The sequence below is a fragment of the Geotalea daltonii FRC-32 genome (genome assembly GCF_000022265.1).
Classification (GTDB): domain Bacteria; phylum Desulfobacterota; class Desulfuromonadia; order Geobacterales; family Geobacteraceae; genus Geotalea; species Geotalea daltonii.
In genome coordinates, this window is record NC_011979.1 from 2,259,249 (window position 1) to 2,274,113 (window position 14,865).

Here is a 14,865-nt window from a genome sequence, read left to right on the forward strand (position 1 = left end):
GCCATGTTCAGCAAAGGTGTTGAAAATGCTTCAATTCCACCCGGACAGACCCTCTTTCCAATCCTCCTCTATTTTTATGATCATGCTCATTTTTGTCCTTGCATCTTCCTTTGTTATTATTTATTGTGATCATGGTCATATGATGGAGACGCAAATGCGCATCAGCGAGCAGGCAAAACAGGAGAGCCGGACACGGCTTCTGGAAAAGGCTGCAGAGTTATTCGTAAACAAAGGATTTGAGGATACCACCACCCGAGACATTGCCCAAGCGGCTGGGTTGGCTGCTGGTACCATGTTCAACTATTTCCCCAGCAAGGAAACCCTTGCCATGACCATGGTCACGGAAGCTTTGGAAAACGGCATCGGCGATTTTAACCGCCGGCGTACCGGAGAAGAAGACCTGGCCGAGGAGCTGTTCCTGTTCATCAGCTCAGGACTGCGCCGGCTGCGGCCGTTGCGCCACTTTCTCGGCCCGGTCCTGGAGCGTTCCCTGAGCCCCTTTCCCCGGAAGAACATCTGTCATGAAGGAGAGGCTGCTCGTCTGCAGCACCTGAATGCCGTGCAGGCCATTATCGAGCGGCACGGCTTCACGGAGGCTCCCGATGAGGTAACCATAACCATTTACTGGTCCCTCTTTCTCGGCATTCTCGCCTTCTGGACCAGTGACGAATCGGTGAATCAAGAGGCAACCCAGGCTCTGATAGACTACTCCATCCGGACCTTCGTTCACGTGATCAGCGGTAGCGGATCGGAAGGGAGTGTACACGATGCAGTGTGAAAGCGGCTATAGGACCGATTCCGCCGGCAGAACCGGCAGTACCCTCACCAAAGAGACCGAGAGGCAACTGGCGGAATTGATAGAGCGGGTTGCTGGTAAGAAGCCGCCGGTCAGTTCTTACTCACGCATGTGGATCATGGGGTCGACCCAGGCGAAGGTTGCCATGACCTTCTTGGCATCATGGGTTCAGTGCCTGTTTTCCGATGCCGACCGAAAGGAGCGGATGCGGAACGAGGCGCGGCTGAAGGCCGCCCTGGAGCTGTTGGGGACCATGGGGTACCTGCGGGGTGCCGTCATGAAACTGGGACAGCTGCTGGCAAACCTGCCGGAGGTGATCCCGGAAGAGGTGGCGGAGATATTGGGGAAGCTCCATTTCCAGGCGCCGGCCATGCATTTTTCCATGGTTCGCGAGGTCTTTCTCGACGAGTTCAGACGGGAGCCTGAAGAGATCTTTGCCTCCTTCGAACGCAAGGCTTTTGCTGCGGCTTCCCTGGGGCAGGTGCACCGGGCGCGCCTCCACACCGGCGAAGAGGTGGCGGTGAAAATCCAGTATCCCCACATTGCCAGGACGATCCGGGCAGACATGCGCAACCTGCGTCTGTTGCTGCAACCCATGCGCATGACCGAGGATTGGCCGAACCTTCTGGATAAGCTGGCAGACGTGGAGCAGATGCTTCTGATGGAGGCCGATTACCAGCAGGAAGCCGCCTTCGGTACCGAGATACGGAGCCATTTCTCTCCGGAGGAGGGTATAGTGGTTCCCCGGGTGTTCGGGGAATACTCAACAGGCCGAGTCCTGACCACCGAATATCTGCGCGGACTGCACCTTGACCAGTTTCTCGCCCTCGATCCCGATCAGGCTCTGCGGGATCATTTCACCCACCTTTACACTGCAGCGACCATGCGGCTTCTCTACCGGGTCCACTGGCTCATGGCCGATCCCAATCCCGGCAACTATATCTTCATGGAGGACGGTCGGCTGGGAATCGTCGATTTCGGCTGTACCCGCGTCCTTTCGGAAGATGAATGGTCTCTCCAGCGCCAGGTGGAAGACGCTGTCTTGAAGGGTGACGAGGCGGAAATGAAAAGGCTCGTTGCCAAAGCCAGCCTCTATGAAAGCGCTGAAGAAATGGGACCGGAACGCCTGGAGGTTGTCGGACGTTCCATCCGGTGGATGTTGGAGCCGTGGCAGACGGAGGGGCTATTCGATTTCGGCGACCGGGATTTTTTCTGCCGAGGTGTCGATGCGCTGATGGATGTGGCGAGGAGGCGCTATACCCGCGGCATGCCGGTCCATATCTGGAGCACCCGTTTCATTCTGGGGGCGCGGGCAATCGTCTACCGGCTTAAGGGGCGCTGTGATTTCAGAAAGATCTATGACAAGGAATCGGGCGGAGCTGACAGAACACGAATTCATGCAGCTGATGAGGTTTTCAATGACTGATGAAACGCTTATCAAGGCAATGCCCAAAGATGCGACCATCGACCCGACCGGGGAGCGGCTGGCAGAACTGGTGAGCAGCATTGCCGGCAGGAAAATGCCGGTCTCCTCCTTTTCCCGCATGTGGAACCTGGGTTCGGCCCACGCCAGGGTCACCCTGGGTTACTTTGCCTACTGGCTCCGCAGTCGCTTTGCCGATGATGATGGGAAGCAGCGCCTTAAAAACGAGGCGCACCTGGCGGCAGCCCTGCAGTTATTCTCCACCATGGGATATCTGCGGGGTGCAGTGATGAAGGTGGGGCAGATGCTGGCCAACCTGCCGGAGATTGTCCCGGAGGAATTTGCCGAAGTCCTTTCGGCGCTCCATTTCGAGGCCCCTCCCATGCATTATGCCATGGTCAGGGATGTTTTCCTGGACGAGTTCGGGCGAGAGCCGGAGGAACTGTTCGCTTCCTTCGACCGTCAGGCTTTCGCCGCCGCTTCCCTGGGGCAGGTACACCGCGCCCGGCTGCATAGCGGGGAGGAAGTGGCGGTAAAGGTCCAGTATCCCCACATCGCCCGGACTATCAAGGCAGACCTGCGCAATCTCCGAATTCTGCTGCAACCCATGTGTCTCACCAGCGACTGGCAGAACACCCTGGACAAGCTGACGGATTTGGAGCACGTGCTGCTCATGGAGACCGATTACGAAAATGAGGCCCGTATCAGCAACGAGACGAGGCAGTTGTACGGCGACGAAGACCAGGTGGTGGTGCCGAGGGTCCATGAACAGTATTCCACGAAGCGGGTTTTGACGACGGACTATCTGGCCGGCAAGCACCTTGAGCAACTCCTGGCTGAAAATCCCAGCCAGGAGGAGCGTGATCATTTCTGTACGCTCATTTCCAAGGCCATTTACAGGATTTATTACCGTCTGCACCGGGTGCATGCCGACCCGCACCCCGGCAACTTCATATTTATGGAGGATGGACGCCTGGGGCTCATCGATTTCGGCTGCTCCCGGGTCATCACCGATGATGAGTGGCGGCTGATGATGGCTATCGAGCAGGCCGGCATCGACGGGGATGAAGAGGCTTTGAGCCGTTTGATTGCCGAAGCATGCCTGTGCAAGAACCCCGGGGAGATCGAACCGGACCGGCTGGAAACGGTGCGGCGCGGGGTCGATTGGCAGCTGAAGCCTACGTTGACTGAAGGGCTCTACGATATGGGGGACCGGGAGGAATTTCTGCGAGGCGTCACCAGTTTAATGGAGATGACCCGCAAAGGATATACCCGCGGTTCCCCCTTGTACCTCTGGACCAATCGCTTGTGCCTCGGTGCCAGGGCAGTGGGGTACCGCCTGAAAGGACGCGTCCATCACCAGAAGATCCAGCGGCAGGAATTTGCCGCCGTAAAAGGAGATGCTCCATGTTGAGACTACGCGATGTAACCAAGACCTATGACGGAAAGTCGGAAGTGACGGCCCTTGCAGGGATCACCCTCACTATCGATCCGGGCGAAATGGTGGCGATCATGGGGCCGTCCGGCTCCGGCAAGTCAACCTTGCTCAACCTTTTCGGAGGGCTGGATGTTCCTACCTCGGGCCAGGTCATGGTGGCGGGGAAGGATCTGGCGGGGGAAAACGAGAAGGAACGGTCGCTGTTTCGCCGCTCGAAAATTTCTTATATTTTCCAGGCCTATCACCTGATGCCGACCTTGAAGGTAAGCCAGAACGTGGCGCTGCCCCTGCATCTGGCCGGCGTATCTTCCACCGAGATCAGTCGCAGGGTTGCCCAGGCCCTGAAGGACGTCGGCTTGGAGTCGCGGGCGAATCACCTTCCCGACGAGCTTTCCGGCGGCGAGCGCCAGCGGGTCGCCATTGCCCGGGCGCTGGTGACCGGGGCGCCGCTCCTTTTGGCGGACGAGCCCACCGGCAACCTGGACAGCGCCCGTGGAGAGGAGATCCTGAAGCTGCTCCGTACCATCCACCGTGAGCGGGGCACCACCATCGTCATGGTCACCCACGACCACCACGCCGCTTCCGCCTGCGACCGCCTGATAAGCCTGCGGGACGGCAGGGTTGAGGGGGATGGCGCCGTTGGAGGTGGGAAATGAATTTCCTGCTTCGCACCCTGTCTCTCTCCTACGTCAGGCGCCACCTGATGAAGACGCTGCTGACCCTGCTGGGTGTCGTGGTCGGCGTCGCCACCTTCAGCGCCATTCGCAGCGCCCAGGGAACACTGGTCAAGGGAATACGCTCCACTGTCGACCGTGTCGCCGGCAAGGCCCATCTGCAGATAACCATGGCCGGCGGAGTGCCGGAGGAGGCCCAGGAGAAGGTCCGAACCCTTCCGGGTATCCGGGCCGTCTCACCGGTCATCGAACAGATCGTGGTGCCGGAGCGGGGCGAACTGGGGAGCCTGATGGTGATCGGCATTGACCTCCTGGGGGACCGGGAGATGCGGGAATACGGTTTCGAGGGAGATGATGCCGACCTGGACGATCCGCTGCTGTTCCTCGCCCAGCCCGACTCGGCCATCTTCACCCGCGACTTTGCCCAAAGGGCGGGGCTAAAGACCGGTGACACCCTTCCGGTGCGGGTATCTACCGGGGTGAAGCGGGTTGCGGCACGGGGACTCCTTTCCGCCAAGGGTTTTGCCGAGGCCTTCGGCGGCAACCTGATGGTGGTGGATGTTTATGCCGCCCAGGAGCTATTCGGCCGGGGCCGCCGCTTCGACCGCATCGATGTGCGGCTTGCGGAGGGGACAACGGTGGCCCAAGGGACGGCAACGCTTCAGAAGGTCCTGGGGCCTGCCTATGGCGTGGAGACGCCGGACCGTCGGAGTGCACAGATGGAGCAGACGGTGAACAATTTCGTCGTCGGCTTCAATGTTACCAGCGGCTTTGCCCTTTGCATCGGTACCTTTCTCATCTTCAACGCCTTCAACGTGGCGGTGAACCGCAGGCGGCGCGACATCGGCACCCTGCGCGCCCTGGGGGCCACGCCGCGGCAGGTGCAGTCCCTCTTTCTCTTGGAGGCGCTGGTAATCGGCCTGGTCGGGGGTGCTGTCGGCTGTCTGGCTGGAGGTGCCATTTCCGAAGGGTTTCTCCGCATGATGGGGCAGACGACGGAAACGGTGTACGGGATTGCCTCCTCCGGAAGCTCCGTTATGTTTCCCCCTGGAATCGTCCTTGAGTCCATGCTGCTCGGCGTTGTCGCATCTCTCGTGGGAGCTTGGAATCCAGCGCTTGCCGCCTCCCGGATTTCTCCGACTGAAGCCTTTGCCAAAGGGGCTTTCCAGGCAAAGATTGCCGGAAGCCATGGGCTCCGAATCGCAGCCGGCGCCGTTGCTTTCGGCTGCGCCATTCTCATTGCCCTTTTTCCCCCTTTTGGCGGGAACCCACTCATCCTATCCGTGATGGTCCTCGGCGGAATCGGAATGGTGCTCCTCGTCGGCCCGTTTTCCCGCGTGCTCCTGCGTTTCTTCGCCCCGCTTCTTATGGGGTTTTCGCCGGTTGCGGGACGTCTCTGTTCCAATGCCCTCCTGGGAGCTCCCCGCAGGACCTCCGGCACGGTCATGGCCATGGCGCTTTCACTTACATTCGTTCTCGGATTCGGCGGATACATGGGATCTATGACAGAATCGATGGCCAAGTGGATGGATGATGTCCTCACCAGCGACCTTTACGTGCGGGCGTCCGCCAACTGGTCGCGCCCCGATTTCCTCTTTCCGGGAACATTGCGGCAGGAACTTCAGAAGGTGTCGGGCGTGCGGGCAGTTGAATCGGTGAGGACGATCCGCCCCATGTACCAGGGACATCAGATCGTAATCAGCTCCTTCGAGGTTGAGCCGGTACTGAAGCGGATCGAGTACGAATATTTCAGCGGCAACGAGCAGTCCATACTCCAGGGGGTCGGCAGGCAGGGGATGTGCTTCGTTTCGGATAATTTTCAGAGCCGCTTCAACCTGGGCGTTGGGCAGGAAGTCGAACTGATAACCCCCCAGGGGCCCGTGCGGTTTCCCATAGCCGCCGTTGTGCGCGATTTTGGCTCGGACCAGGGTTCCATTTATATGGACCGGAGTACTTATCTGCGCCATTGGCAGGATGACCGAGTGGATATCTATGACGTGTCAGTGGTTGGCGGAGCTGATGTGGGCCAGGTCCGCAACCTGATTCGGGCGCAGTTGGCGGGGAAGATGCCGGCTCTGATCTCGACCAGGCAGGAGTTCGTTGCCGAGATCAAGAAGGCTATCGATGCCTTTCATGCCCTGACACGGGTCACCCTGTTCCTTGCTTTGGCGGTGGCGTTCCTGGGCATCGTCACATCGCTTCTAATTTCAGTGTCGGAACGGACCCGGGAAATCGGCGTATTGAAGGCACTCGGCGCGATCCCGTCGCAAATCGTCCGGAGCGTCGTGGCGGAGGCACTCGTCATCTCCCTGGTGTCGGTCTTCGTGGCAATCCCTGCCGGAAATCTTTTTGCTGCCTTCATGGAGGGGGCGGTGGCAAGGTTCTTCACCGGCTGGAGCATGCCCCACCTCTATCCATGGAATATCCTGATCCAGCTTTTCATCGCCCTTCCGTTCGTATCCGCGTTTGCCGCCTGGGTTCCGGCGCGCCAGGCGGCACGGCTGAAGATAACCGAGGCAATCGAGTACGAATGACCCTTTCTCCCCCTTAAGAAAGGGGGCTGTGGGGATTTTTCTGCGATAGTATAAATCCCCCTGAATCTCCCTTTCCTAAAGGGGGACTTGGTCCGGCGGCAGTTTGCGAACATCGGCAAAACCTGTGGATAAGGAGGTACACATTGGCGGAAATAGCGATAAAAATAGGCGGAGTCCTCTCCGCCCTGGTCGGCATCGGTCACTGTTTTTTCTACCGTGGTTTCGGCTGGCAGGAAGATTTCGAGAAAACCCGATTGCTGACTGCCCAGGTGCTTTACACAATCCATCTGTTTCTTATCCCCATGTTTTTGTTCTTTGCCTACGCTTCCCTCTTCCATACGAGTGAACTGGCTGGAGGAAGCCCGCTCGGTATTGCCGTCAGCACCTTCTACGCACTTTTCTGGTTTTTTAGGCTTTTCTGGCAGATGGTCTATTTCAAGCCGGCCCAGATAACCGGATTCGAGAAGCTCTTGCCGTTGCATTACTTTCTGATGGTCTGCTTCGTTGCTTTAACCGCGGCCTATGCTCTTCCGCTAGTATGGCAGCGGTGATGATACAAGGGAAATTCGGCTGAAGTTCCCTTTCCCTGTCGGTTTGCCAAATATCAGCTATGGAGACAGTCATGCACAAAAAAAACGGATTATCGATTACAACTGCGGCATTGTTGCTCTTAGTCTTCACCACCACCCTGGCCCTGGCGGCACCCGATGCCCGGGCACTGCTCAAAGAGTCTGAGGCCCGCCACCGGACGAAGACCCAGCAGTATTCCGGCAATCTTGCCGTGGTCAACAAGGATGGCAAAGTCCGCAAAAAGGGCTGGAAAAGTTACCGGCAGGGCTACGCCGGTGACGCCAAGACCCTGACCCGGTTCACCGAACCGCCGGAGGTGAAGGGGGTCGGCTTCCTCTCCATCTCCCGCCCCGCCGGACAGAATGCCGACCAGTGGCTCTATCTCCCCTCCATGAAACGGGAACGGCGCATTGCCGCCCAGGATCGGGATGCGTCATTCGTCGGTACCGATTTCAACTACGAGGACATGGAGGAGTTCGACCACGAAAAGCACAAAGTGGCCATGCAAGGAGAACAGACCGTGGATGGGCAGCTTTGCTATGTGATTACGGCGATTCCACTGGAAAGCGCCGGCAAGTCGGTCTACGAGAAGAAGACCCTTTACCTGCGCAAAGATATCCTCTACCTGTTGCGTATGGACCTTTACCGGAAAGGTGACAAGCAGCCCGGCAAGATATTCAGCCTTTCCGACCTGCAGAATGTGGAGGGGCACTGGGTCGCCAAGAAATGGGAAATGAGCGACCTGAAAAAGGGGAGCAAGACGACGGTGATCTTGAAGGATGTGACCTTCGACAAGCCCCAGCCGGCAAACCGCTTTACATTGCAGAACCTGAACCGTGAAGGTGGCGATTGAACCATGTTTGCCTTTCCCTTTGCCTGATCCTGCTGCTCGTCTGTCCTTATTCAGCTGAAGCGGCGGAATATTCAGGCTATGCCGAGATCAAGGGATTCCTCTATCCCGAACGGACCCACGGCCACAGTCCGTCGGTGGTGGGCTGGGGGACGCTGTTCAACAAGGTGGAGCAGCGGCTGGGGGAGGCTCAGCTGACCGGATCCCTGCGGGGGGAGTGGCTTTCCACCGATGATCGGGGAGGGCGCCTGTTCGATCCGATCGACCGGCACATCCGCCGCCCGCCTTTGTCGGTGCAGGATTTGTGGCTGCGCTTGCCCCTGTCGCCTGACGTGGATCTGCAACTGGGGCGCTTTCAGTTGGGGTGGGGCAAGACCGACGGGTATTCTCCGGCCGATGCCTTTCTCCCCCGTGATCTGACTGATCCCTTTGCCGACGAGAAACTGCCCCTCTGGGCGGTACGGCTGTCTGGACAGAGGGGCTCCGTGCGCTACGAAGCGGTCGGCAGCCCAATTACCACACCCTGGCGCCTTCCCGTACTCGGCAGCAGGACTGCTCCGCTCAATGGGGAGATTCCCGGCACCGTGACACTGGAAGAAAGGGACAGCTCGCCGCCGGTGCCCGGATTCGGCGCGGTGCGGCTGTTGGCCACCCTGGACCAGTGGGATGTGGGGGGCTGGGTGCGCGCCGGTATCCGTCCCGCTCCCCTCCTGGAGTTCCAGGTTGATCAGGCTCTGGAGACTGCCAACGGGCTGGTGATTCCGGTGGAGCGCCGCTATGTGGAGGAAGAAGGGGTTGGGATCGAGCTTTCGCGGGTGGTGGGCTCCTGGGTGATCCGGGGGGAGGTTGCCGGGCTCTTTTCCCGTGACAGGGAGCTGGGCAATGCGGTCATTGGGGCGCTGAGCGCCGAAAAAGGCTTCGGCGACGGAACCTTGCTCATGACCCTGGCCGGGAATGCCATCGATCCGCCGGTGGATGAAATCCTGCTCTTCGACCGGGCGATCCTCCCGGCGCTCATTACCGCCTGGACCCGTACCGAGGAGTGGGGAGAGTGGAAGGCGGTCTGGAGTGTGGGGCTTAAGCATGGGGATGGTCTCGTGAAAGCTGAGGTTTCCTACAACCTCACCGATGTCTGGAAGCTGACCGTGGGAGGGGAGGCCCCTTACGGATCAGGCCAGGGGGGATTCGGCGCCCTGGATGCAGCCAGGCGCCTGCGTATGGCGGTTCGCCGGAGCTGGTGAAAAGATTCGGTTGCTAAAAACAGAGTGAGGAGGGGGTATGAGCATGTTAGGCATTGACAGAGTGAAGGAACTTTTTCACGCGACATCATCTTCCGTCAGCTTGGGGACCAGCAGCAAAGGGGAGTTGAACATTGCTCCTGTGGGCAGTGCCTTCATGCCGGACGAAAGCAGCATAATCCTGTTGCGGGGGCCGTTGCGACAGACCTATCTGAATTTGCAGGAAAATCCTGAAGCAGTGTTTCTGGTCGCGAACAAACATCCGTTCCGCTGGCTCAAATTTTTCGTGACCGGAAAGTTCGGCGCATCTTTCGGATATCGGATACACACCCGGTTGAGAGAGGTCAGGCCCGTGACCAGTGCGGAAACCGAAGCCATTCTAAAGAAGCGCTTCGGCCTGGTAGCCGGGTCGAGGGGAGGCAGGAAAATTCAGGCCACTCTGAAGCATATGATGATCTTCGATATTACGCAGATAAGGGAAGTAACGCCTTTTTAGTATCTTACACAAGGCAGGAGGGGAAAACATGGCAAGCCTGCAGAGCGTGGTCCAAAGATTGAAGCTGAAATACAACAAGTCCTATACCGCTCCATGGGTTCACCTGGAAAAACTACGGGCGATACAGGAAGATGCTGCTGAGCGGATTCCGTTGCCCAAAGACGTGAGGACTCAGACGGTTGTTGCCGGGGGGGTGGATGCCGAATGGGTGCATCCCCATGAAGCGACAAAAGAGAAGGTGCTGATGTATCTCCACGGCGGTGCGTACGTCATGGGGTCGTGCAACACCCACCGCCCGCTGGCGGCGCAGATCGCCAGGGCATGCGGAATGCGCGCCCTGTTGCTGGAATACCGGCTTGCTCCTGAGCATCCCTATCCTGCGGCAATTCATGATAGCGTCGCAGCCTACCGCTGGCTGCTGTACAATGGGGTTCATCCCGACGATCTTGTTATTGCCGGGGATTCAGCCGGGGGTGGCCTTGCCCTGGCGACTCTCTTGTCTCTGCGGGATTCGGGAGAGCCCATGCCTGCGGCTGCGGTATGTATCACCCCATGGGCCGATCTGACTGGTGCTGGCGAATCCGTCAAGACCCGTGCCAAGGCCGATCCCTGTCTGTGGCCCGACCATTTTTCCTTTGCCGGTCACTATGCAGGTGCCCATGATCGTTGCGATCCGCTCCTTTCCCCCTTGTACGCGGACCTGGCCGGATTGCCGCCCCTGTTGATTCAGGCCGCCGGCGACCACATCCTGTTGAGCGACTCCACCGGGCTTGCCCAGCGGGCGAAGGATGCGGGCGTTGCCGTCACCCTGGAGGTCTGGCAGGGGATGTGGCACGCCTTCCATCTCCATGCGCCGCAGTTGCCGGAGGCCAGGAGCGCCATTGAAGCCATCGGCAGCTTTGTCAGGCGACAGCTGCAAACAAGGGGACTCGGCGCGCGTGCCTGTTTATAGCTGCAGTCGGCGGTCGGCGGCTGCCGATCGGCAGGGATGTGACGAACTATAAATGAAAAAGGAGGTTCTTATGTTTATCAAACGTGTGGTCGGCGGGCTGCTGGCGTTGGTAGTAATGATGGGGCTCGGCGGGTGCGACAAGCGTTCGCTCTTCCAGTCGATCATGAATCGTGAACGTGAAAGTGCCAAGCTGACCGTCAAGATGGAGAATCTCCCCTATGGCAAGGTGGTCTACCTGACCAATGGGCCTGCGGCCGGCAGCGAGCCTCCCATCGTCATGCTGCACGGCTTTGGCGGTGAGAAAGACAACTGGAACCGTTTTTCGAAGGAACTGACCGATGAGTATCGCGTGATCATTCCCGATCTTCCGGGGCATGGGGAAAGCGTTCAGGATTCCGGTCTGAATTACGGGATCGACGAGCAGGCAAAGCGCCTGAAACAATTTCTCGATGCGTTGGGGGTAAAAAAGGCCCACCTGGTGGGCAATTCCATGGGGGGCGCCATTGCCCTGCGCTATGCCTACCTTTACCCCCAATCCGTCGCCTCTCTCGGCTTGTTTGCCGCGGCGGGGGTTGAACAGACCGTTGCCGATTTTCACACTGCCATGAAAGCAACCGGCAAAAATCCTCTGCTGGAGATTCAAAACGCAAAGGATTTTGAAGATGTCATGAGCAGATATGTCTTCGTGGATCCTCCTTATATTCCCGGTTTCATAGTCGATATACTGGTGGAAGAAAAGCTCAAGCGGAGGGCCCTGGAGAAGAAGATGTTCGTCGAGCTCATGGCAGACATGGACCAGACGAGCATCCTTTCGTCCATCAACTCTCCAACTCTGATCCTTTGGGGAAGCCAGGACAAGATACTGCACGTGGATAATGCGGAGCTGTTCCGGACCAAGCTCGCTGGAAGCCGCAAAGAGATCATCGATGGGGTCGGTCATTGTCCCATGATCGAGAAGCCAGAGGTTGCGAGGGAGGCATACCGTAAATTCCTCCAAGAGACAGCGCCTCAGGGCAAGCGGGCCGGGATTTGACAGTAACATGCTTGTCGTTGCGCCAACGGGCTGCAATTGCCATATGTTAAGGCTGGAGAAAATGAGATTGACGATGGGAACGTTTTGGAGTAGTTTGCGCAAAATTTATATTTTTCTTATGAAGGTTTCACATGTTTTCTGTCACCTCCCCTTATATCGTTTCGAATTGCATTAACGCGGTCAGAATTTGCCGTTGGGGTGCATCATAGTCTTTGGGGGGGTGCAGTAACAACTATAGCCAAAACCCCCATCGACATGTTGCCGCTGGGGGTTTTGTTTTACTGCAGGAAAGGGAAATGCTCTGCTGCAACTTTTCCGTAATTGGAAGGAGATATTTCGTGAAATATAAAGTCCGCATGATGATTCTTTTTTGCCTGGTTTTTTTTGCATCAGGTTGCTCAACCTTTCAGGCAATTTCTCTGGTCCGCGGGGGTGAAGCGCTATCTCCGGGCCAGAAAGAAAAGGTCCTTCCTACGGAATTCAACGGCCATATGATTCTGGTAAAAGGCAACATCAACGGATCGGCCAAAGAATATCGATTCATTCTCGATACCGCCGCATTGACCATGATTGACAAAGAAACGGCGACCGAACTGCGACTGGCAAGGGATGTGGAGGTCAAGACAAATGACAGTGCAGGGGGAACAAAAACAGCCCACCTGACAAAGCTGGGGCGTCTCACTATTGGCGACATTACCGTTACCAATACTGCCGCTGTCATCATGGATATGACCAAGATCCGGCAAATGACAGGCATAGAGGTTGACGGCATCATCGGCTCCAACTTTCTCCGCTTTTTTACGGTCAAGATCGACTATCAGCGGCAGCAGGTTTCCCTTTCCGGTGATCTGTCACCACTCAAGGCGGTTCCCGGAGCATCCCTGGTCAAATTCGAGCAATCCATGAAACAGGGCTTTGCCCCAATGGTGGAAGCTGCAAGTGGAGATGTTTCGTTCAAGGCGTTCATCGATACCGGCCTTACCTATCCCCTGTCCCTCCCGCTTTCCATCGTTAAGAAGGCAGACAAGGAATCGGTGATCGAAGGGAAAGGGTTGATGGGGGGCGGCTTTTTAGAGAACAACAAAAAGGAAGTACTGACCCGTCTCAACAGTTTCCGGATGGGGAGTAGTAGCGAATTCGGGAGAATTGTCGCCAACGGGACGGAAGGAAAGGACGTGGCTCTCATCGGCAAGGAATTCCTTTCGCGATTTGTCGTCACGCTCAATTATCCTGCCGGAGAGATGCTCCTGGTTCCGGTTAGTGGCGTGAAAGGGGACGACAACATGTTTACCGCAGGCATCGGCGTTATGCGGGATGCCAACGGCAAATTCCTGGTTTCTGGCGTCTGGAGCGGTTCGCCAGCTGATAAGGCCGGTGTTGCCGCCAATGACGAGATAGTAATGGTTAACGGCAAAGGGGCTGCCAGTTATACGCTAGGGGAAATGCGCGCCATTTTGAAAACCAATGACGGCAAAGATGCTGTGGACCTGGCAATAAAAAATGCCGGTGGGGAGAGAAACCTCACGATCAAAAAGCAGTTCCTTTTTGCCCAGTAGTAATCACCGTTTCTGTAAAACCGGCGGAATGCTGTTGAATAACTATGTAAATGGGATGATGACCTTGTTTGCCGGTAAGCAGGTTTGACTTGGACTTTCGTTCCCCTTAGCTTTCCTTGATTAATGAAGTTAGCGGAGTATAAAGCGGCGTCGATTACAAAAGAGTGAAGTGTTGATTGGATGGGACGGGTCAAATGCACAGCCCGTTGGGCGACAAAATACCACAAGAGGAAATTATGAAACGGCTTGAAGGCAAGATCGCGATCATCACAGGTGCTGCAAGGGGAATTGGAGAAGCAATAGCTCGCGCATTTGTTGCAGAAGGTGCTTTTGTATACCTCACTGATATCAAAGACAAGCAAGGCGCAATCGTTTCAGAACAAATTGGAAACAAATCGACCTATCGTCGTCTCGATGTCAGGGAAGAAACTGACTGGCAACGTGTCACTTTGGAGGTCATCGAAGAGCATGGCAGGCTTGATATTGCCGTAAATAACGCAGGCATCACCGGCTTTGAAGATGGGATTATCGAGCAAAACCCAGAACATGCAAGCTTGGACAGTTGGCATGACGTCCATCGGACAAACCTTGATGGGGTTTTCCTGGGATGCAAATATGCAATCCAGGCTATGCGTAAGACAGGAATGGGTTCAATTATAAATATTTCGTCTCGATCCGGACTGGTTGGTATCCCAGGTGCTGCCGCCTATGCCTCGTCAAAGGCGGCAGTTCGTAACCATTCCAAAACAGTAGCGCTCTATTGTGCGGAGCAATGCCTCAATATTCGCTGTAACTCGATACATCCAGCCGCAATTCTGACACCAATGTGGGAACCACTTTTAGGCGGTTCCGCGCCGGAGCGGGCGGAGCGAATGAAGGAATTTGTAAAAGACACCCCGCTTCGTAGATTTGGCACACCTGAGGAAGTTGCTGCTGTGGCTGTTCTTTTGGCCTCAGACGAGGCAGCATACATGACGGGCACAGAATTAAACATTGACGGTGGAATGCTGGCTGGTTCGGTAGCAATTCCAGTTGTAGAATGAACGCCGAATAGTCCAACCAATCGGCAAAATGGGGTCAGGATTGGGGAGTGACAGAGGGGTCAGCCCTTGAGTGTGACAGAGGGGTCTACCATAGGATTTAAGCAGATGACGGAGCATTTCCTCTCGTGTAAAATACCGTCTGACGGGGGTGTGGCTTATGGGGTCAGTGGCCTGTTCATTCAGACTCACTCGGGCCTGAAATGCCGCCCCCGTCATCTGCGTCATCCTCAAAGGTCGACCGGGATGGTGCCGCAAGTGGCTC

13 protein-coding genes are annotated in these 14,865 nt (G+C 56.9%); all 13 read left to right on the forward strand.

All coding sequences use genetic code 11. From position 1 onward, the window contains the following. Positions 1–154 precede the first annotated feature (154 nt). The 13 genes from GEOB_RS10035 (at position 155) to GEOB_RS10095 (ending at position 14,603) form a co-directional block, all read left to right on the forward strand. A complete protein-coding gene (locus tag GEOB_RS10035; RefSeq protein ID WP_012647103.1) occupies positions 155–778 on the forward strand; it encodes a TetR/AcrR family transcriptional regulator in 624 nt (207 codons plus the stop codon). Beyond that, positions 768–2,222, forward strand: a complete 1,455-nt coding sequence (locus GEOB_RS10040) for an ABC1 kinase family protein (protein ID WP_012647104.1) — start codon at positions 768–770, stop codon at positions 2,220–2,222. The genes GEOB_RS10035 and GEOB_RS10040 overlap by 11 nt, the downstream gene beginning before the upstream one ends. Then, positions 2,215–3,633 carry an ABC1 kinase family protein gene (locus GEOB_RS10045; RefSeq protein ID WP_012647105.1) on the forward strand — a complete coding sequence of 473 codons (1,419 nt, stop codon included), beginning with the start codon at positions 2,215–2,217 and terminating at the stop codon, positions 3,631–3,633. Before GEOB_RS10040 ends, GEOB_RS10045 begins: the two co-directional genes overlap by 8 nt. Beyond that, positions 3,627–4,313, forward strand: coding sequence for an ABC transporter ATP-binding protein (locus GEOB_RS10050; RefSeq protein ID WP_012647106.1), 687 nt, complete (start codon positions 3,627–3,629; stop codon positions 4,311–4,313). The genes GEOB_RS10045 and GEOB_RS10050 overlap by 7 nt, the downstream gene beginning before the upstream one ends. Continuing rightward, positions 4,310–6,865 (forward strand): ABC transporter permease, encoded by a 2,556-nt coding sequence (locus GEOB_RS10055; protein WP_012647107.1) that lies wholly within the window; start codon positions 4,310–4,312, stop codon positions 6,863–6,865. The genes GEOB_RS10050 and GEOB_RS10055 overlap by 4 nt, the downstream gene beginning before the upstream one ends. Before the next feature lie 143 nt (positions 6,866–7,008). Then, on the forward strand, positions 7,009–7,416 hold the full coding sequence (locus tag GEOB_RS10060) for a hypothetical protein (RefSeq protein ID WP_012647108.1): 408 nt from the start codon (positions 7,009–7,011) through the stop codon (positions 7,414–7,416). Between the two features lie 71 nt (positions 7,417–7,487). Further along, entirely contained in the window at positions 7,488–8,288 is an 801-nt protein-coding gene (locus tag GEOB_RS10065) for an outer membrane lipoprotein-sorting protein (RefSeq protein ID WP_012647109.1), read from the forward strand. After that, complete coding sequence (locus GEOB_RS10070) at positions 8,285–9,526, forward strand: hypothetical protein (RefSeq protein WP_012647110.1); 1,242 nt, start codon at positions 8,285–8,287, stop codon at positions 9,524–9,526. The genes GEOB_RS10065 and GEOB_RS10070 overlap by 4 nt, the downstream gene beginning before the upstream one ends. Positions 9,527–9,563: 37 nt before the next feature. Continuing rightward, entirely contained in the window at positions 9,564–10,019 is a 456-nt protein-coding gene (locus GEOB_RS10075) for a pyridoxamine 5'-phosphate oxidase family protein (protein ID WP_012647111.1), read from the forward strand. A 28-nt stretch (positions 10,020–10,047) separates the two neighbouring features. After that, entirely contained in the window at positions 10,048–10,971 is a 924-nt protein-coding gene (locus tag GEOB_RS10080) for an alpha/beta hydrolase (RefSeq protein ID WP_012647112.1), read from the forward strand. 70 nt (positions 10,972–11,041) lie between these two features. Further along, positions 11,042–12,004 (forward strand): alpha/beta fold hydrolase, encoded by a 963-nt coding sequence (locus GEOB_RS10085; protein WP_012647113.1) that lies wholly within the window; start codon positions 11,042–11,044, stop codon positions 12,002–12,004. A gap of 338 nt (positions 12,005–12,342) precedes the next feature. Beyond that, positions 12,343–13,560: an aspartyl protease family protein gene (locus tag GEOB_RS10090; protein WP_195892544.1), complete on the forward strand. Its 1,218-nt coding sequence runs from the start codon at positions 12,343–12,345 to the stop codon at positions 13,558–13,560. 236 nt (positions 13,561–13,796) lie between these two features. Next, on the forward strand, positions 13,797–14,603 hold the full coding sequence (locus tag GEOB_RS10095; RefSeq protein ID WP_012647115.1) for a glucose 1-dehydrogenase: 807 nt from the start codon (positions 13,797–13,799) through the stop codon (positions 14,601–14,603). The last annotated feature ends 262 nt before the right edge of the window (positions 14,604–14,865 follow it).